15 protein-coding genes are annotated in these 17635 nt (G+C 64.7%); 1 reads left to right on the top strand and 14 read right to left on the bottom strand.

Going from position 1 to position 17635, the window contains the following annotated elements; all coding sequences use genetic code 11:
- Positions 1–2: 2 nt before the first annotated feature.
- From AC3EDY_RS03190 to AC3EDY_RS03205, 4 genes are read right to left on the bottom strand one after another with little or no spacing between them, the layout of a single operon-like run.
- Positions 3–1181 carry an amidase gene (locus tag AC3EDY_RS03190; RefSeq protein WP_488571017.1) on the bottom strand — a complete coding sequence of 393 codons (1179 nt, stop codon included), beginning with the start codon at positions 1179–1181 and terminating at the stop codon, positions 3–5.
- Between the two features lie 3 nt (positions 1182–1184).
- Positions 1185–2555 carry a phenylacetate--CoA ligase family protein gene (locus tag AC3EDY_RS03195; protein ID WP_488571018.1) on the bottom strand — a complete coding sequence of 457 codons (1371 nt, stop codon included), beginning with the start codon at positions 2553–2555 and terminating at the stop codon, positions 1185–1187.
- Positions 2552–3844 carry an MmgE/PrpD family protein gene (locus AC3EDY_RS03200; protein ID WP_488571019.1) on the bottom strand — a complete coding sequence of 431 codons (1293 nt, stop codon included), beginning with the start codon at positions 3842–3844 and terminating at the stop codon, positions 2552–2554. Before AC3EDY_RS03200 ends, AC3EDY_RS03195 begins: the two co-directional genes overlap by 4 nt.
- Positions 3841–5037, bottom strand: a complete 1197-nt coding sequence (locus AC3EDY_RS03205; RefSeq protein ID WP_488571020.1) for an MmgE/PrpD family protein — start codon at positions 5035–5037, stop codon at positions 3841–3843. The genes AC3EDY_RS03200 and AC3EDY_RS03205 overlap by 4 nt, the downstream gene beginning before the upstream one ends.
- 80 nt (positions 5038–5117) lie before the next feature.
- Between AC3EDY_RS03205 and AC3EDY_RS03210 the strand changes: the two genes are divergently transcribed.
- A complete protein-coding gene (locus AC3EDY_RS03210; RefSeq protein WP_488571021.1) occupies positions 5118–5867 on the top strand; it encodes a GntR family transcriptional regulator in 750 nt (249 codons plus the stop codon).
- A 26-nt stretch (positions 5868–5893) separates the two neighbouring features.
- Here the strand turns inward: AC3EDY_RS03210 and AC3EDY_RS03215 are convergent, their stop codons facing one another.
- The 10 genes from AC3EDY_RS03215 to AC3EDY_RS03260 all read right to left on the bottom strand — a co-directional run bounded on the left by AC3EDY_RS03215 (position 5894) and on the right by AC3EDY_RS03260 (position 17590).
- Positions 5894–6970 (bottom strand): CaiB/BaiF CoA transferase family protein, encoded by a 1077-nt coding sequence (locus AC3EDY_RS03215; RefSeq protein ID WP_488571022.1) that lies wholly within the window; start codon positions 6968–6970, stop codon positions 5894–5896.
- Between the two features lie 2 nt (positions 6971–6972).
- Positions 6973–8181 carry a CaiB/BaiF CoA transferase family protein gene (locus AC3EDY_RS03220; RefSeq protein ID WP_488571023.1) on the bottom strand — a complete coding sequence of 403 codons (1209 nt, stop codon included), beginning with the start codon at positions 8179–8181 and terminating at the stop codon, positions 6973–6975.
- Positions 8178–9350 carry an acyl-CoA dehydrogenase family protein gene (locus AC3EDY_RS03225; protein ID WP_488571024.1) on the bottom strand — a complete coding sequence of 391 codons (1173 nt, stop codon included), beginning with the start codon at positions 9348–9350 and terminating at the stop codon, positions 8178–8180. Before AC3EDY_RS03225 ends, AC3EDY_RS03220 begins: the two co-directional genes overlap by 4 nt.
- Positions 9351–9373: 23 nt before the next feature.
- Positions 9374–9883, bottom strand: a complete 510-nt coding sequence (locus AC3EDY_RS03230; protein ID WP_488571025.1) for a MaoC family dehydratase — start codon at positions 9881–9883, stop codon at positions 9374–9376.
- Entirely contained in the window at positions 9876–10700 is an 825-nt protein-coding gene (locus AC3EDY_RS03235; RefSeq protein WP_488571026.1) for an HpcH/HpaI aldolase/citrate lyase family protein, read from the bottom strand. Before AC3EDY_RS03235 ends, AC3EDY_RS03230 begins: the two co-directional genes overlap by 8 nt.
- 62 nt (positions 10701–10762) lie before the next feature.
- Complete coding sequence (locus AC3EDY_RS03240) at positions 10763–12391, bottom strand: GMC family oxidoreductase (RefSeq protein ID WP_488571027.1); 1629 nt, start codon at positions 12389–12391, stop codon at positions 10763–10765.
- Positions 12351–14117: an oligopeptide/dipeptide ABC transporter ATP-binding protein gene (locus tag AC3EDY_RS03245; RefSeq protein WP_488571028.1), complete on the bottom strand. Its 1767-nt coding sequence runs from the start codon at positions 14115–14117 to the stop codon at positions 12351–12353. Before AC3EDY_RS03245 ends, AC3EDY_RS03240 begins: the two co-directional genes overlap by 41 nt.
- A complete protein-coding gene (locus tag AC3EDY_RS03250) occupies positions 14107–14949 on the bottom strand; it encodes an ABC transporter permease (protein WP_488571029.1) in 843 nt (280 codons plus the stop codon). Before AC3EDY_RS03250 ends, AC3EDY_RS03245 begins: the two co-directional genes overlap by 11 nt.
- Complete coding sequence (locus AC3EDY_RS03255) at positions 14946–15953, bottom strand: ABC transporter permease (protein WP_488571030.1); 1008 nt, start codon at positions 15951–15953, stop codon at positions 14946–14948. Before AC3EDY_RS03255 ends, AC3EDY_RS03250 begins: the two co-directional genes overlap by 4 nt.
- Positions 15950–17590: an ABC transporter substrate-binding protein gene (locus AC3EDY_RS03260; RefSeq protein WP_488571031.1), complete on the bottom strand. Its 1641-nt coding sequence runs from the start codon at positions 17588–17590 to the stop codon at positions 15950–15952. Before AC3EDY_RS03260 ends, AC3EDY_RS03255 begins: the two co-directional genes overlap by 4 nt.
- Positions 17591–17635: the final 45 nt, after the last annotated feature.

Genomic DNA, 17635 nt, shown 5'->3' on the forward strand with positions numbered 1-17635 from the left:
ACTCAGACTCCTTCAGCTATTATTATCGCCCCGCCGAGCACGGGCTCGAGACGGCCCGCAAGCGCGATCAGGGCAAGGTCGCTTCCTTCGGGACCTACCAGCTGGATCGAAACGGGCAGGCCATCGTCATCTTTCCCCGCGGGGCAGGCGATCGCCGGCAACCCCGCAATGTTCGCGAGCGAAGTGAAATCGGCCTGGTTCGCCGGCGCGCGGCAGCCATGAGCAAAGGCGGTCTGCGGCGTGGTCGGCATCATCAGCACCCCGTCGCTGCCCAGTGCCGTTCGAATGGCTCTTCGCGTCCGATCAAGAATGTCGGGCCTGAGTGGAAGGCGGGCGGTCACGTCGAGCATGGCTTTCAGTTCGTCTGACAGCAGATGAGGCTCGTGCTGGCGGGCGTTCCCCAGCACGCTGGCCAGATAACGGCCGGCCGCGATGAAGCCCGCCATGCGGATGTCAGTGGCGTCGTCGGCAAGGGACAATTCGGCAGCGGGCAGATCGAGCGCGAGGCAGGCCCGGTCGTACGCCGCCTGTACTCCGGCTTCCACCTTTACGCCGTTGAGATTGCCCAGCAACATTAGCCTGTTGAAAGGGCGCGCGGGGGGCACGTTGCCGATCACCGCCAGGACCCTCGAGAGCATGCCGAGATCGCGGGCAAGCGGGCCGATGCAATCAAGGCTGGGCTCAAGGAACACGAGACCGTCGACCGACACGAGGCCATTGGTCGGTTTCAGGCCATAGACACCGTTATAGGCAGCCGGAATTCGCACGGAGCCCAGCGTGTCGGTGCCAAGCGCCACATCGCACAGACCCGCTGCCACGGCCGCACCACTACCGCCGGACGATCCACCAGGCGTGTGGCCGTGGCGGTGGGGATTGTGCGTGCGACCATAAAACATGTTGTCGGTCGTGGCGCCCAGAGCAGCTTCGTGCATGTTGAGCGAACCCAGCACCACCGCGCCGGCGTTGCGCAAGGCGCGGACCACTTCGGCATCGCCTTTGGCGATGATCGTGCGCCTGGTGCCCAGGCCCGCGGTCCAGGGAAGTCCGGCAACCGCAATGTTCGACTTGACGCCGACCGTGACGCCCTCGAGCGCACCCGGGCCGGGTCGTGCCGATCGATCCCAATCGACAAAGGCATTGAGCGCTGCGTTGCGACGTTCGAGATCGAGCCAATCGATCACCGTTCAAACTCCCCGCTCGTCGATCAGGCGGATCGGCTTCTGCCGCATGTCGATCTGCGTCAGCGCGGCGGTTGCGCCCGGTGGGCACAACGTCACGGCAACCTCGACACCGAGTCCCTGGCGCAATATCGCCCGCAACTGGTTCGCGTCGCTCCCGCCGCGCGATTCCAGCATGACTTCCATGTCGTCACGGCCACTCAGCGGCTCGCGGGTCAGGCGGCAGACGTATTCACCGGTCAGGTCCGCGCGGTTCTCGATGATTGCGCCAATCGCATGCGGAAACACGTTGATCCCGCGCAGCTTCACCATGTTGTCGCTGCGCCCCTTGAACCCGGCAATCCGCTTGAAGACGATTTCTCCGCGCCCGCCGATTTCGCTGGTGACGTCATGCGTGTTGAAACGGATGCAGGGTGCCACGTCGTCCTTGAAAAGGCAGGTCACGACCATGTCACCGGTCGCACCATCGGCGACGGGCAGGCCATCGTCGACGCCGAGCAATTCGAGATATTGCGCGTCTTCCCATACATACAGCCCGTCGCGCTCCGGCCCTTCTCCCGCGATCGTGCCGGTATCACCGACACCGTACCAGTCGAAAGCCCTGGCGCCACCCCAGGCCGCCTCGGTCGCGGCCCGGTCCTCCGTCCCCAGATGTCCGCAGATCATCCGGATCTGGATCCGCTCCAGAATCCCTTCGTCCCGTGCGACTTCCGCCAGCTTGCGAAGATAGTCCACGAACCCGACCAGCACGGTAACGCCGAAATCGGCAATCAGCCTGACCTGGGCTGCGGAGCGCGTCTCCACGCCGGTTCCGGCAGACAGAAACAGCGCATTGGTGAAATGTGTCACTGCCTCGCGGATGTAATGCCCGCCATTGATCATGCCGTGACCGTATACCGAGTGGACGACATCGCCGGCGGCCAGGCCCTGCCATCGGTACATCCGACCGGCCAGAAGGTTGGTGATCTCCCGCCCCTTGGGCCCGAACAGCAGCGGCTGCGGCCTGCCCGTCGTGCCGCTGGTGGTGTGAAGAATGACAGGGGATCGCGTGGCGGGATCGTCAAGCCCGGCAAAGTCGCCATAGGGCGGGTGCTCGGCAACCGATGCCATAAGGTCTGCCTTGTCGTAGACCGGCAGCTTGGTAAGGTCGTCAAGACTGCGGATGTCGCCCCTTTCGATGCCCTTGGCGCCCCACAGGCGTTGATAGAAAGGCACCTCCCAACCCCGCTGCATCAGGCGTGCGAACCGTTTCTCCTGCAGCGCGCGGAGCTCATCCCGGCTCATCTTGGCATAACGCGCCACAAATGCGTCGCCGATCGGGTAATCGGCCAGCATCTGGCACGGGTCGAACGTCTCGAAATACGTGGGATAGGTCATCGCGGCTCCGTAAACCAGGCTAGCGCGTCATCGAACAGTCGCGGATCCGCCCCGGGTGCGATCGACCGGGCGAGATCGCGTTTCCTTGCCACCTGCCCCGCGGAGAGGGGCGCACCAGGGCTGCCGAGCGTATGCGGCAACACATGATCGCTTATGCTCCCATCCCTCCGGGTGATCCGCAGGCGTTGCGGTGACAGCGCGTTGGGGTCGGGATTGCCATCGGTTTCAATAGTTATGCGGCCGGCAAGATCAGCAACCACCGGGTCGGCAAAGACCCGTGGCGTGAAGCTGCGCGGGTCGATCCGGCCATCCCGTAGCATCAGCGCAGCAAGCAGCGGCAGGCATAGGCGGGCATAGGCAGGGGTCATTTCAGGCAGGAAGGGCCGACCGACCAACCGCTTCACCAGCGGCGGCACGAAGAGTTCGACCGCCGCGATCGCATCGGCCCCCACGCCATTGCCGTGCAACATGTCGAGCACGCCAAGCGCGCCATGGCTGGCACGCCCCGAAGGGTATGGTTTGGTCGATATGTCGGCAATCAGCCAACGCTCGCCGATGCTGCCTGCATATGTTGCAAGCGATCCCTGGTCGAACAGCTGGAAATAGCCGAACGGCCCTTCCAGCACGTCATGCGGCCCGGTCAGACCGGCCGCGGCCAGGTCGGCGGCCGTTATTGCCGCTCGCGCCGCATTCGCGATCTGAAGCGGCAACGCGATCGACCCTTCGACATGCGCCTGCATTGTTCCGCCCGCGAACGAATAGGCCAGCCCGAGCGCATCGGCCAGCGGCGCGCCGGTTATCCGCGCCACGGCGAGCGACGCGCCGAGACAGCCGGCCACTGCCGGCCTGAAAAAACGGAGCGGCGAGGTTGCGGCAATTCCCAGACCGCTCGCCACATCAACGCCAACCGCCAATGCCGCCAGCGCGGCGGCAGGGTCGCAGCCGCCCGCCCGGTCGATCGCGGCGCCAAGCGCCGCCGTCACCACCGATAGCGCATGAACCACTGCCGGTTCGTGCACCGCGTCCCATTCCAGGCAATGGATCCTGAAGCCATTGACGAACGCGGCGGCTCCGGCCGGAAGGCGCGCATCACCGCCGATCAGCCTTGCGTCCGTGCCGCTGCCCCATCCCCGGGCCGCTGTCAGGGCATGGGCAGCATCGGGCGCCCATGCCCCTGCGGCGCCTACTGCCAGGGTGTCGGCCAGCAGCCGCTCCGCATCGGCAGCGATCGAAGCCGGTAAGCGGTGCTCTGCCGCCGCGAAAGCGATCACGCGCTTGGTGAAAGTCATAGAACGGTGTCCAGCCAAGCGACGATCGCGGCGGCATCCTGACCGCCAAGCGCAAGGCTCAAGCCCCGTTCGATCTGGTCGGGCGACAGACGACCCCACTCCATCAGCGCGCGCGCCTTGTCGATCACGCCGCTGCGCGACAGCGGTCTTTCCGGATCGCCAAGCGTGTCGACCACCTCGCACGATCCCTGGCTCGTCATCACGCGCGCGCCGAAATGGGCGGGGTACCGAGCAGTGATATCCGATGCTTCCGCGACCTTCACCCGCGCACGGGCCGGCGCCAGCGCCATGATCGCGTCGGGTTCGAAATCAGCCAGGGCGGGGGCGCCGCGCTCTGCCACGATGGCAAGCGCATGCTGAAGCGAAAACTTTGCCTGTTCCGGCGTTTCGGGATGCGGCCGATCGCAAAAGGCCAGTGCATCGCCATAGGATTCCACAAAAATCGCGCCGGCCAGCGCATCGGCCGCACGTAGCTGGAGTGCTGCGTCGATAGCCGGATGCGCGTGGCGACACGCACCCCAGGGCTTGAAGCTCACTTCGGCCATGCGCCATCCGGTGCCGAACGCGACCGGGCGCGGGGCATGGCACGTAGCGGCGTACAAACCTTGCTCCCCTTCGAGGACATCCAGCGGCCCCGTGATGCCGTCCAGCGCATGGATCGCCGCCGCCCGTCCGGTCTGCACCGCGTGGGCGACATGCCACTGCTTGGCAAGATTACGGCTGTGCCGCGTCTGCCAGACGCCGCCGCTGACAGACCCGGCCAGCGCGAGCGCGTGCGCCAGCACCGGGTGGCCGCCTGCTGTACCGGCGGCACATGCTGCTGCTCCGAAAACCCCGGCCGTTGCCGTGGGATGATAACGGGCGTAGTGCACCGCGTCGAAACTTGCACCGATCGTGATCATGGCCTCGTATCCACGGACGCCCGCTGTCAGCATGTCGTCCATGCTGCCGGAAGCGGCAGTGGCAAGTGCGACGGGCCAGATCACCGGGCCAGGGTGCAGCAACCCCGTGCGGTGTACGTCATCCATCTCGAGTGCGTTGCCCAGCAAGGCCGACTTGTGAATGGCATCGCCTCGCATCGACACGACCACATCGCCGATCGCGCCACGTCGCCCCCCCGCGACGCACCCCATCCAGTCAAGCAGATGCAATCGTGCGCGATCGCGTGCGGCGGCTTCCACAGGACGCAGCAAGTGCTGTGCAAGCGCCTCGGTTAGGCTATGGCCGGCGACCGTCATGAGTGCCTCTGCCCGAGGCTTGAAGGAGAAGCCGTTTGATCGCTGCCGCTCAGCACCGCCCGCGCTACCGCGTGCTTGCAGATGAGCTCCGTCGACAGATACTGGCAAACGCCTTTACCGCGCCCGACCAGTTTCCGACCGAGGCCGAATTGTGCAAGACGCATGGCGTCAGTCGCTTCACCGTGCGCGAAGCGTTGCGATCTCTTCAAGCCGAAGGGCTGATCGATCGGCGTCGCGGGTCGGGCACCACGGTGCGGGCCGCCGCGGCCCGCAACGCCACACTGCATCAGCCGCTGTCCAACGTCGGCGAAATCCTGCAATACGCCCGTGACACCCGGATCGTGTTCGAACGGCTGCCTGACGCGGCGTTGCCCAAGGCCCTTGCGGACGCCGTCGGCGGCCCCACCGCCCCGGGGCTCTGGCCACGCTTCTCCGGTATCCGGACCGGCAGCACCGGCGATCATCGACCGATCGCTCTGACCGAGGCCTATCTCGATCCCGGCCTGGCAGACATCGCGGCGCGACTCGACCTTGACGGCGCCACGCTGTTTCAGCAGGTCGAGGCGCTTGCGGGAGTCCGCGTGGCGCGCGTGACGCAGGATATCCAGGCGGTTGCCGCTTCGGTCGATGTGGCGCGTGCGCTTGGCGTTTCGCGCAGATCGCCGACCCTTCGCATCATGCGCTGTTACTTCGATGCGGACGGCCGGCTTCTGGAGATTTCCGCAAGCCATCATCCGGGCGATCGTTTCGCCTATTCGATGCACATCGAGGCGGATGGCGCCTGAACCTGCGCAGCGGTGCCGCCGGGCACTCACCGGCCGAGCACCGGCGCGGTGGAAGGAATCCAGGTTTCTCCGGCGAAGCGTATGGCTGGGGCGATCTGATGGGCGCCATCGTGGACAATCCACAGCGCCCTCTCCGCAACGTGCGGCTGGTCGAGAGATTCGCGAAGATCGAGGACGGGCGCGAACGCAACGTCCTTGTCGGCAAACCATGCGGTCCATTGGTCCCGGGTACGGCCGGCAAAGGTGCTTTGCAGGAATTGGATAAGCGCATCCTGTTCGCCCGCAGGTGCCAGTGCCGTCGGGATCAGGTCCTCGCGGCCCAGGGCTTTCAGCAACGCACGAACGAACTTTTCCTCACGGCCGCCAAGCACGACGTGGCGATCATCGGCTGTTCGATAGACATTATAGAACGCTGCACCGCCCAGCGAGCGCTGCTCCATCGATCCGGGTGAACGGTCACCAGCTATTGCCGACCCGCCCCAATGCGCGGTCCAGGGCAGCAATGCGTCGAACATGGCGATGTCGAGATAGTCGCCATGGCCCGTCCGATCGCGCGCGAGAAGCGCCATCAGCACGCCGGCCAGTGCGGTAAGGCCCGCTGCCATGTCGGCTGCCGGCACGCCGGGCACCACCGGGGCCTTGTCCGGCCCGTCGTTGACCGCGAGCGTACCGGCGAGCGCCTGCACCGCAATGTCGTGGGCGGGATGTTGCGCCAGCCCGCCATTCTGCCCAAACGCACTGATCGAGCAATAGACGATCCGGGGATTGCGTTCGGACACTGCCTGGTAATCGAAGCCGAGGCGGCTCATGACCCCCGGCCGGAACCCTTCGATGAAGACATCGGCATCGTCGATCAGTTCCCACAACGCCGCCTTGCCGGCCTCGTTCTTCAGATCCAGCGCACGGCTGGACTTGCCGCGGTTGAGATTGCGGAACCAGACCGACTGGCCGTTTTCGAACGGCATCTGATGCCGCGTGGGGTCGCCGTCGAGCGGCTCGATCTTGATGACCTCGGCACCCTGGTCAGCCATCATCAGGGTCATCATCGGGCCGGGCAAGAACAATGACAGGTCGATGACCTTGACGCCCTGGAGCTTGCCCATGCTCAGATGACCCCCTTGGTCCGCAGGCCGGCCACCTCATCGGGTGCGAACCCCGCTTCGGCAAGCACCTCATCCGTATCCGCCCCCAGCAGAGGACCCGCGCGGTTGGGCAGGCGCTCGCCATCAAGCCGGATCGGGCTGGCCAGAACGCGCAACCCGGGGCGATCAGGATGCGGAACGGCATCGATCATCCCGGTCTCGACAAGAAACTTGCTGTCCAGCGCCGCTGCGACATCGTTGACCGGGGCAACCGGCATATGCCCTTGCAGCAGCCCCAGCCAATGCCGCGTTGGCGCAGTTTCGAACACCGTGTCGAGCAATCGGGTCAGCGCGGCGCGGTTGGCAAGCCGGTCGGCCGGGTGGCGAAAGCGAGGGTCGTCTGCCAGATCGGCACGGTCGATCCGGTCGAGCAATACGGTCCAGAACTTTGGCAGCTGGCACATGACGAAGATCCAGCCATCGGCGGTACGGAACAACTGCGAAGGCGTCACCGAAGGATGCGCCGATCGTGGGGTCCGTCCCGTCACCTCGCCTTCGTTGAGATACCACATGGCGGGGTAGCTCAGCTGGTGAACGGCGGTCGATAGCAGGTCAATGTCCACATCCCGCCCCTCTCCGGTGCGCTGCGCGTCGAGCAGAGCCGCCAGGAGACCGATCGCCATCTGCGTGCCGGTCATGAAATCGACCATGGACAGCCCGAACCGGGTCGGCGGCGCCTCGGGCTCTCCCGTCAGGGACAGAAAACCCGCTTCGGCCTGCATGAGGTAATCATAACCCGGCCAGCGGGCCCGTGCATTGCCGCGACCGTAGGCTGACAGGTGCGCGCATACGATGGCGGGATTGATTTCGCCGAGCGCGGCATACGTCAGACCCAGCTTATCCGGCAGATCGCCCCGCATGTTGTTGGCAACCGCATGGGCGCTGCCCGCCAGTTGACGGAAGACGTCCTGCCCCTCCGCACGGGTCAGATCCAGTGTCAAGGATCGTTTGTTCAGGTTGAAAGCCTGGAAATAGACACTTTCCCCCTTGCGCAGAAAATGAGGCCCCACCTGGCGCGCCGTATCGCCACCGCCTTTGCCGTCCACGGCCGGCGGCTCGATCTTGATGACCTCCGCCCCAAGCTGCGCGAGAAACATCGTGCCATACGGCCCCGCGCCATACTGTTCGGCCGAGAGAATGCGGAAGCCGGTGAGAGGGAGCCGTATGGTCATGCGGGGTTACGCTTTACCCATTGTTTGGAAATGATCATTCGCTGCATCTCGTTGGTGCCTTCGCCGATGCACATCAGCAGCGCGTCACGGTAGTAACGCTCGATCTCGTACTCCTTGGAGTAAGCGTAACCGCCATAGATCCGCATGGCCTCTTCGGCATTGCGAACCGCCGCTTCGGACGCAAAGAACTTGGCCATTCCCGCTTCCATGTCGCACCGCTCGCCACGGTCATAGGCAGCGGCAGCGTCCATCGTCAGAAGGCGGGCGGCGCGGGCGCTGGTCACCATCTCGCCCAGCTTGAGCTGGATCGCCTGGTGTTCCGCGATCGGCTTGCCCATGGTCCGGCGAAGCTGCGCGTATTCGGTCGCAAGCCGCAGCGCCCCTTCAGCCAGGCCGACACCTCGCGCGGCAACGTTGATCCGGCCAAGTTCGAGTCCGCCGGTCGCCTGGAAAAAGCCATTGCCTTCCACTTCGCCGATCAGGTGATCGGCCGGTACGCGGTAATCCTCGAACACGAGCTCGGCACTGTCGATGGCCTTGTAGCCCAGCTTTTCGAATTTCTTGCCGACCCCGAATCCCGGCCCCTTGGGCGCTATGAACAGGCTCATGCCTTTGTAGCGGGGCTCTGCGCCGGGGTCTGTCTTGACCAGCAGCGCAAAGCAGGAACCTTGCACGCCGTTGGAAATCCACGTCTTGGTGCCGTTGATGACGTAATCATCGCCATCGCGACGCGCGACGGTGCGGATCGCTTGCAAGTCGGTCCCGGCGTTCGGCTCCGTGAGCGCCAGCCCGCCACGGATTTCGCCGCTGGCGAAACGGGGCAGCCACTGGTGCTTCTGTGCCTCGGTGCCGAACCGTTCCACGGCGGCCGCCATGATCAGGTGGGAGTTGAAAATGCCGGTGATCGCCATCCAGTAGCTGCTGACATGGGCGACGATCTTTGCGTAGGTCGTTGCCGGCAGCCCGAGCCCGCCGTATTCCTTCCCGATCGTCGCACCAAACAGCCCCATCTCCGCCATCTGGCCAACCAGCTCGGCGGGCCAGATATCGTCGTGATCGTGCTTCATCACGACCGGACGCACTTCCTTGTTCACCCAGCGCGCGATCGCATCAAGCAGCGCTTCCTCTTCATCGGGATCGATCGCGGTCGTTCCGGAAGGTAGCTTCATTGCCGTTGCCATGTCGGATATCCTCAATCGTCCATAGGGCCGAAGCCCTTTTTCCAAATCAACATCGTCCGTTCGAAGGTGCAGCAGACCACGCCGTCCTGGTTCTTGCCGGTCGTCCGGACCGTCACCACGCCTTGTTGGGGTCGCGACTTGGACTCGCGCTTGGCGATGACCTCGCTTTCCGCATAGAGCGTGTCGCCCGGGAACAGCGGATGCGTAAGCTTGATGTCCGACCAGCCGAGATTGGCGACCGCTTTCTGGCTGACGTCCGACACGCTCATCCCGACCATCAGGGCCACCGTCAGCGGGGAACAGACCAGCGGCTTGCCAAATTCTGTCTTGGCCGCGAAGTTGTAGTCGAAATGAGCGGGGTGGGTGTTCATTGTCAGCAGGGTGAAACTGACGTTGTCATGGTCGGTGATGGTGCGACCGGGCCGATGTTCGTAAACATCGCCCTCTACGAACTCCTCGAAATAGCGTCCATAGTTTTCCCTGAAGCGGCGCGGAGCCACTTCGATCACGCCATTACGCATCAGACTCTCCCGCTTTTGCCAACACACGGTGAAAAACGCGCATCAACGGCGCTTCCAGCATCCGACCGTTGAACCGGACTGCGCCGCCGCCTGCTGCCGAGAATGCCGCCTTGGCGGCGCGCGCTTCCTCAAGCTCTGCCATGGACGGCCGGAACGCTGCCTCGATCGCTGGCACCTGCTGCGGATGGATCGCGGCCTTGGCCGCAAAGCCGAGATTCCGGGCTTTGGCGGCTTCGTCAGCCAGGCCTTCCTGATCGGTCAACACGATCCATGGCACATCGATTGCCGGCTTGCCTGCCTCGGCCGCTGCGGCGACGAACGCCGACCGTGCCCAGTACAGCGGCTCCCAGGCAAGCAAGACGCCCAGTTCGGCCGCCATGTCGCCACCACCGAACATGATTGCCGCAACCTGGTGATGCGCGGCGATCGCATGGGCGCGCCGCAAACCGCGGGGTGTCTCGATCAGCGGGACCAATGGCGCCCTGACCGTCCCGGCAATGACGGAAAGCTGTTCTTCGTGCTCGACCTTGGGCACAAAGACCGCTGCCGGGCTGCTTTCTCCTAGGGCGACAAGGTCGGCAAGTCCGTCCCGGGTCGTGATCTGGTTGATCCGCACCGCGTAGCGCGGGCCGGCCATCCCCACGGCAGCTTCCCGGGCAGCCGCCTTGTCTTGGGGCGGCACAGCGTCTTCCAGATCGATGCAGACCAACCCGGTGCCGCTTGCCAGCGCCTTGGCAAACCGGTCCGGCCGAGAGCCGGGCACGAACAGGACACTTGCAAGAGCGTTCCAATCCAGATCTGCCGCTAACGTCGTCATAGCCGATATTTGTCCGGACAACTTGACGGGGTCAAGCGATTAATCACCGACATTGCCATTCTCTATGGGCGCCAGAAGGCTCTGATCATGGACGCCGCCTTTTCGGCGATCATCATCGTCGGTGCGCTGGTGTTGCCGCTGACGATCGTGGGCATGATCGACGCGTCGACGACTCGAAGCCGCTCGACTCCGCGTACCCGCAGCGAATCGTCGACGACGGCCAGTTCGTCTCTGCCCATGCGGCACGTGCCGACCGGATGGAAAATGGTGTTCGCGGTGCGTCGCACCCATGCATCGATCGCCTGATCGTCGTCAGCCACCTCCGCTCCGGGGGCGAGCTCGTCTCCCCGATAAGCGTCCATGGGCGCCTGGCCGACGATCCGCCGTGCGAGGCGGACGCCATCACGCAGGCACGCGATGTCGGCTGCGTCACTGAGGTAGTTAGGGCGTATCAATGGTTTATCTGCCGGGTCCGGGCTGGCGATATGAATGGTGCCCCGGCTTTGAGGGCGTAGCTGATAGACATTCGTCAAAAAGCCGTGCTGCATCTGGCCGATCTGGGTCGTTGCCAACGAAAGGCCCGGCACGATCGTCACGTGGACATCGGGCGCATCCAGCTCGGGACGGGTGCGCAGGAACCCGCCCGCCTCGAGCGGGACCGCCGCCGCCGGTCCTCTGCCGGTGGCGAACGCGCGCAGCCCCGCCCAGAGAGCCCGATCGGGGCGCATCAGTCCATAAAGGGTGACGGGCTGGGTGCAGGCATGCTGGACATAAATGCCCAGATGGTCCTGAAGATTGTTGCCCACGTCCGGGCTATGCGCGATCGTGTCGATGCCCAGAGCCTGCAAGCGGGCGCCATCGCCGATGCCCGAAAGCTCCAGCAGTTGCGGCGAGTTGACCGCCCCGGCGCACAGGATCACTTCGCGATCGGCCGCAATATGCGTTCCATTGCTCAGCGTGACGCCGGTGCAGCGCTTCGCCTGAAACGCCAGCCGGGCGATCGAAACCCCGGTCCGGATAGTCAGATTGCTCCGGCTGCGCACGGGATCGAGAAAGGCCGTCGCGGCCGTCACTCTGCGGCCGTTGCGGATGTTGAAGTCGTAACGGCCGACCCCCTCCTGCCGTGCGCCGTTGAAATCGCCATTCGACGGATATCCGGCCGCGCGGGCGCTATCGAGCCACGCGTCGTAAAGGGGATTGGCGCCAAGAGCCCGTTCGGTCCAAAGTTCGCCGTCGTGCCCGTGGTAATGCGGATCCGGATGGCTGAGGTTGCGCTCGAACGCCCGGAAGTGGGGAAGCACGTCGTCATATCCCCATCCGGTAAGGCCCATCTGGCGCCACTGGTCGTAATCCGCAGCGGCACCGCGGATATACATCATGCCGTTGATGGCGGTGGACCCCCCGAGTACGCGGCCACGCGGCCAAACCAGGCTGCGGTTGTCCAGACCGGGCTGCGGCTCGGTCGTATATCCCCAGTTGAGCGATGGCATGAAGTACAGGAGGCCAGCCATCATCGGAATACGGATGAGGGGGTTGCGCCCACGCCCGCCCGCTTCCAGCAGCAGGACGCGCACGGAAGGGTCGGCCGACAGGCGGTTGGCGAGGAGGCACCCGGCACTGCCCGCGCCGACAATCACAAAGTCGAAGGTTTCATTCATACAACGGCCGTTTGCCAAAAGGGGGTAGGTCACCGGCGGCGGCTCGCCAGCATCGAACCATTCCGCCGGCATCCGCGACCAATGCCTGCCGCTCCGTCCGGCATCGCGGCAGGACATGCGCGCAACGCGAGGCAAGATAGCAGCCGGCCGGCAGGTCGATCGGCGAGGGTATCTCGCCATCGAGCCGTTCGGCAGCGGGATGGTCAAGGCGTCGCCGAGCCGGATCGACATCAAGGTGGGCAGCGATAAGGGCGCGCGTATAGGGATGGCGCGGCGCTTCGAAAACGGCCTGCGTCGTTCCTGTTTCCACGATCTGGCCAAGGTACATGACCGCAACACGGTGGCTGATTGCGGCCACAGTCGTCAGGTCGTGGGAAATGAACAGGAACGCCGTTCCTGTCTCTCGCTGCAACGTAGCCAGCAGCGCGATGAGTTCCTGGCGCGAAAGCGGGTCGAGCACGGACGTGGGCTCATCCAGAACGACGAAAGCAGGCCTTGTTGCAACGGCGCGGGCAATCGCCACCCGTTGCAGCGCGCCGGCCGAGCAATCGGCGGGGCGGCGATCGGCAAATTCCGCACAACCTACAAGCGACAGAACTTCGCGCGCACGCGCCTTGCGCTCTTTCGCGTCGAGCAGGCCGTGCGCCACCAGCGGCTCCATGACCGACCGCAGGATCGTCCAACGGGGATCGAAGCTGTCGAACGGGTCCTGACGCACCAGTTGCATGTCGCGGCGAAGCGCACGCAAGCGCGTGTGGTCAAGTTCCCCAACGCGTTGCCCGGCGATCGTTACGTCGCCGGCATCCGGCACGATCAATCGGATCAGCGCACGGCCGGCGGTGGTCTTGCCCGAACCTGATTCGCCGACCAACCCCAGGGTTTCGCCCCTGGCAACCGTCAGATCCACCCCATCCGCCGCGCGAACCAGAGCATCGCTGCCCCGGACGGGAAAGCTTTTGCACAATCCCCTGGCTTCGACCACGGCGCTGGCAGCGACAGGGGGACGGATGCGCGTCATCGTCCTGCGATGGCCGGCAAAATGTTCGACCGCGGTGCGATCCGCGACGATCCGCCCCGCTTCCATCGTCAGTACCCGGTCGCAGTAGTTGGCAAGGATGCCGGCCTCTTGCGTGATAAGCAGCATGGCCGTCCCCCGCTCGCGCGCGGCCATTGCCATCATGTCCAGAAAAGCCGCCTGCACCGTCACGTCCAGGCCACTGGTCGGCTCGTCGGCCACAAGCACTTTGGGCTTGGCGACCAGCGCTGCGGCAATCAGGGCGCGCTGCGCCATACCACCGGAGAATTCATGGGCAAAGGCATGTGCACGGCGTGGCGCATCGGCGATGCCGACCAACTGGAGCATGTCGATCGCCTGGTGCGCCGCAGCCTGGGCGCTGCCGCCATGATGCGCGCGCCAGATCCGCCCCACCTGCCGGCCGACAGGCAACATGGGATGAAGCGCCGCGCGCGGGTTCTGGACGACAAGCGCTATGTCGCGGCCGCGCCGCCGACGCGCTTCTTCGGGATGCAGCGCAAGGAGATCTTCGCCTGCCAGGTGCACCGAGCCGCCGACGAGAGCGAGTGGCGGACGCGCAAGGCCCAGCAGCGCAAGCGCAAGCGTCGACTTGCCGGCACCGCTCGGCCCGGTCAGCCCGACGATTTCACCAGCGGCGAGCGAAAGCCCGACATTCCGGACGATGTCGGCACCGCCGGGTGTCCTCACCTGCAGGCCGGTTGCCAGAAGCGCCTCAGCGACCATTCCGCTGCTCCAGCGCGTGGCCCAGACAGGCGAATCCGAAAACCGTCAACGAAATGGCGACACCGGGAAACACCGCCGGCCACCAGTCTCCCAAAACGACCTGGCCACTTCCCGCAGCGATCATCAGTCCCCATTCGGGCGTCGGCGGACGCACACCCGCCCCGACGAAGCTCAGGCCCGCCGTCAGCAGGATGGCAAAACCGATGGTCACCGAACTCTGGACGAGCGCAGGCCGAAGCGCATTGGGCAGGACATGCCGAAACGCGATGGACCAGTCACCGATGCCAGCCGCGCGCGCCGCCTCGACAAAGCCCCGGTCACGCAGCGTCAGCACCTCGGCCCGGGTGAGGCGCAGGTAGATCGGAGCGTACAACAGGATCATCGCGGCAACGATGTTCGCAAGATTGCGCCCGCCAAGCGCGACAAGGATCATCGCGGTAATGAACACCGGAAATGACTGGAGCAGATCGGACACGCGCATCAGCGCCTCGGTCGCCAGGTTCCGGAAAAATCCTGCCACCAGCCCAAGGCCGACGCCCAGGATGAAGCTCAAGGCATTGGCAGCAAGCGCGATGACAAGGTCGGTGCGGGCGGCAACAATCGTGCGGCTGAGTACGTCGAAACCCGCTGCATCAGTGCCAAGCCAATGCGGCGTCGGCCCCTCCGCGAACAGCAATCGGGGCCACTCGGCAAGGGGTGGCGGTGCCTGGGATACCAGCGCGCTGGCCAGCGTCGGATCATAGGGCGTTATCTGCGGTCCGAATACCGCGCAGAACAAGGCCGTCGCAACGAAGCTGACGCCGATGAAATAGATTATGCGATCAACCATCATAGCGCAATGCGGGGGTCAAGTGCGGCATGCGCGAGATCCAGAAGCAGGTATATCAGCAGCGAAAGCGCCGAAATGACCAGCACCACCCCCTGTATGGCGGGATAGTCGTAGGCAAGTACCGAGCGGATTGCATATTGGCCGAGACCGCCGAGCGAGAAGATGGTTTCCACCAGCACGGCACCGCCGATCATGAAGCCGAACAGCACTCCGATCAGGGTCAGCGAGGGCGCAAAGGCGGCGCGCAGAGCATCGCCGGCGATGGTCTTGCCCGGCAGGCCCGCGGCGCGTGCATACAACGTGTAATCGCTGCCAAGCGCCGCACCCATGTTTTCCCGGACCATCTTGATGACCGGCCCGGACAGCACGAATGCGAGCGTGAGGACCGGAAGCGCAAGATAGCGCAAAGCCTCGGCAAACACGCGCGGCTTCCCGGCAAGAACGGCGTCGAGCGTCATGAAGCCGGTCACCACGGCCGGTGGATCGGTGAGCGGCGAGAGCCGTCCGATTGGTCCTGGCGCTATGCCCAGGGTGACGAAGAACAGCAGGATGAACACGATGCCCCAAGTGAATTCGGGCTGCGATCCTGCAAACAGGCCATAAACCAGAACGCCCCGGTCAACAGAGCTGCCGGGCCTCAGCGCGGCCCACGCCCCGATCGGTACACCGATCATCACGGTGCCAAGAAACGACAGCAGAATGAGTTCGAGCGTGACCGGAAGAAACTGCCTGATCTCCTGCCCGACGGGCATGCCACTCACCCAGGAAAGACCGAGATCGCCGGTCAGGAGCGCGCAGGCATAGCCCGTGAACTGCTCGAGAAGCGGCCGGTCCAGGCCGAGGTGGTGCTTGGCGACGGCATAGGCCTGGGGGCTGGCGTTCAACCCCACGAAGCGCGCCACGGGATCGGCCGGAAGCAGGCGGATCAGAAAGAATACGGCGATCACCAGCAAGGCCAGCTGGACAACACCGATGCTCAACCGCCGAAGGATGAAGCGACCGATCACCGGGCGTAACTCAGTTCGCTGAAACGCACAGCGTTGTCCGGGCGCCACCCCAGTCCGCGCAGCCGCGCATCGGCAGCCCATTGCGTGCGGTATTCGACCACCGGTGCCCAGACGACATCGGCGATAAGCTTTCGCTGGATCGCGGCGATCGCGGATTCGCGCCGCCGGATATCGGGTTCGGCACGCGCCGCCGACCAAAGCGCATCGACAGACGGGTTGGCGTAATTCACCATGTTGTTGACGCCGCCTGCCGCGGCGGAAGCGAAGAACAACTGGATGGCATATCCGGCATCGAGCGCTGCGGGCTTTTCCTGATCGTTCAGAGCGAAAGGAAGGTCTTTCTTGACCAACTGGCGATCGCCATACTGCGTTAACGGAATGGGATTGAGCTCGACGGGCATGCCCACGTCCCGCAGCGCCGATCGCACCGCACTGGCGATCGGTCCCAGCGTCGCTTCCTTCTCGGCGACATAGGCAAGGCTGAACGCCTCGGCATAGCGCTCCAGGCCTTTCCCGCCCGGGTATCCTGCTGCGGCAAGCAGGCTTCGCGCGCGCGCGCGGTTTTCGGCAAAGGCGGCGGAATCTCCGACGGCCCCGGGATAGCGCGAGGGCACCATGCCATACCACGGCCGCGCCGCGCCGAAATAGCCGTTGCGAACGATCCATTCGCGCGGAAGCGCCGCTGCGACTGCCTGCCGGACCCTTACATCGTCAAAAGGCTTGGTACGCCAGTTCATATGCACAAACAGGTTTTCGTTGCCGTCGGCGCCGACGACGCGCACACCCTCGGCCGGGCCGAGTTTCAGATACTCGCGTGGCGTCAACCGCTCGGCCAGCTGTGCCTCGTGCAGCCGCACCAGCACATAGCGATTTGACGATTGCGGCACCCGCTTTATCACGATGCGCCGGATGGCAGGCGCACCGTGAACCCAGTTGGGATTAGCGGTCAGCACCATTTCGCTGCCCTTTATCCAGCGCGCCAGGCAATAGGGGCCATAGCCGGGCGCCATCACGCCGTTGACGTAGGCATGGCTCCAGGGGTCTTCGGGAGTCGCACCGGCGCGTGCGGCCTTGCTGTCGAAGATCAACAATCCGAACGTCGCAAGCGCGTGCAGAAACAAGGCGTTGGGGGTGGACTGTCGAATGCGCACGGTATAGCGATCGACTGCCTTGACTTCGTCTCCCAAAGCTCGCTTCGATGGGTCTGTCAAAACGGCCGTGCCGAATCCCGCAACCGACCCGACCGACGCCAGAAACCAGCCGATCGGGGCGGCTCCCGAGATCGACTTGGCCCGCGCGAACGTGTAAACCACGTCGTCAGCGGTCAGTTCGTTTCCGGCGCAACTCCTGATCCCCCGGCGCAAGGTGAATGTCCAGCTTAGCGTCGCCGGATCATACTGCCAGGATTCCGCCAGCTTCCCGACGAAATGACTGCCGTCGGGAAGCGACACACCATCACGACCCGGCGTCCGCGCATAGTCGACCAGCGGTTCCATGAGATTCACGAAGCCCGTCTGGGACGTCGCGATCGCCGCTGCGGGGCCATCACTGTCGAGGCCGGCCGGAATGTCCTCGGTCACGAAAACGAGGCTCTGGAAATCGAACGGGCGGGATCGGCTGCACGCTGCAGTCGTCATCGACAATATCAGCGTCAAGCCCGCCCGTACGCATATCCGACCGGC

Source organism: Novosphingobium sp. DS6-6, assembly GCF_057784975.1.

Excerpts from the sequence above, each read along its gene's own strand:
- AC3EDY_RS03215 (WP_488571022.1), bottom strand. The coding sequence starts at position 6,970 with ATGGGCAAGCTCCAGGGCGTCAAGGTCATCGACCTGTCATTGTTCTTG.
- AC3EDY_RS03225 (WP_488571024.1), bottom strand. The coding sequence starts at position 9,350 with ATGAAGCTACCTTCCGGAACGACCGCGATCGATCCCGATGAAGAGGAA.
- AC3EDY_RS03245 (WP_488571028.1), bottom strand. The coding sequence starts at position 14,117 with ATGGTCGCTGAGGCGCTTCTGGCAACCGGCCTGCAGGTGAGGACACCC.
- AC3EDY_RS03250 (WP_488571029.1), bottom strand. The coding sequence starts at position 14,949 with ATGATGGTTGATCGCATAATCTATTTCATCGGCGTCAGCTTCGTTGCG.
- AC3EDY_RS03235 (WP_488571026.1), bottom strand. The coding sequence starts at position 10,700 with ATGACGACGTTAGCGGCAGATCTGGATTGGAACGCTCTTGCAAGTGTC.
- AC3EDY_RS03260 (WP_488571031.1), bottom strand. The coding sequence starts at position 17,590 with ATGACGACTGCAGCGTGCAGCCGATCCCGCCCGTTCGATTTCCAGAGC.
- AC3EDY_RS03220 (WP_488571023.1), bottom strand. The coding sequence starts at position 8,181 with ATGACCATACGGCTCCCTCTCACCGGCTTCCGCATTCTCTCGGCCGAA.
- AC3EDY_RS03195 (WP_488571018.1), bottom strand. The coding sequence starts at position 2,555 with ATGACCTATCCCACGTATTTCGAGACGTTCGACCCGTGCCAGATGCTG.
- AC3EDY_RS03230 (WP_488571025.1), bottom strand. The coding sequence starts at position 9,883 with ATGCGTAATGGCGTGATCGAAGTGGCTCCGCGCCGCTTCAGGGAAAAC.
- AC3EDY_RS03200 (WP_488571019.1), bottom strand. The coding sequence starts at position 3,844 with ATGACTTTCACCAAGCGCGTGATCGCTTTCGCGGCGGCAGAGCACCGC.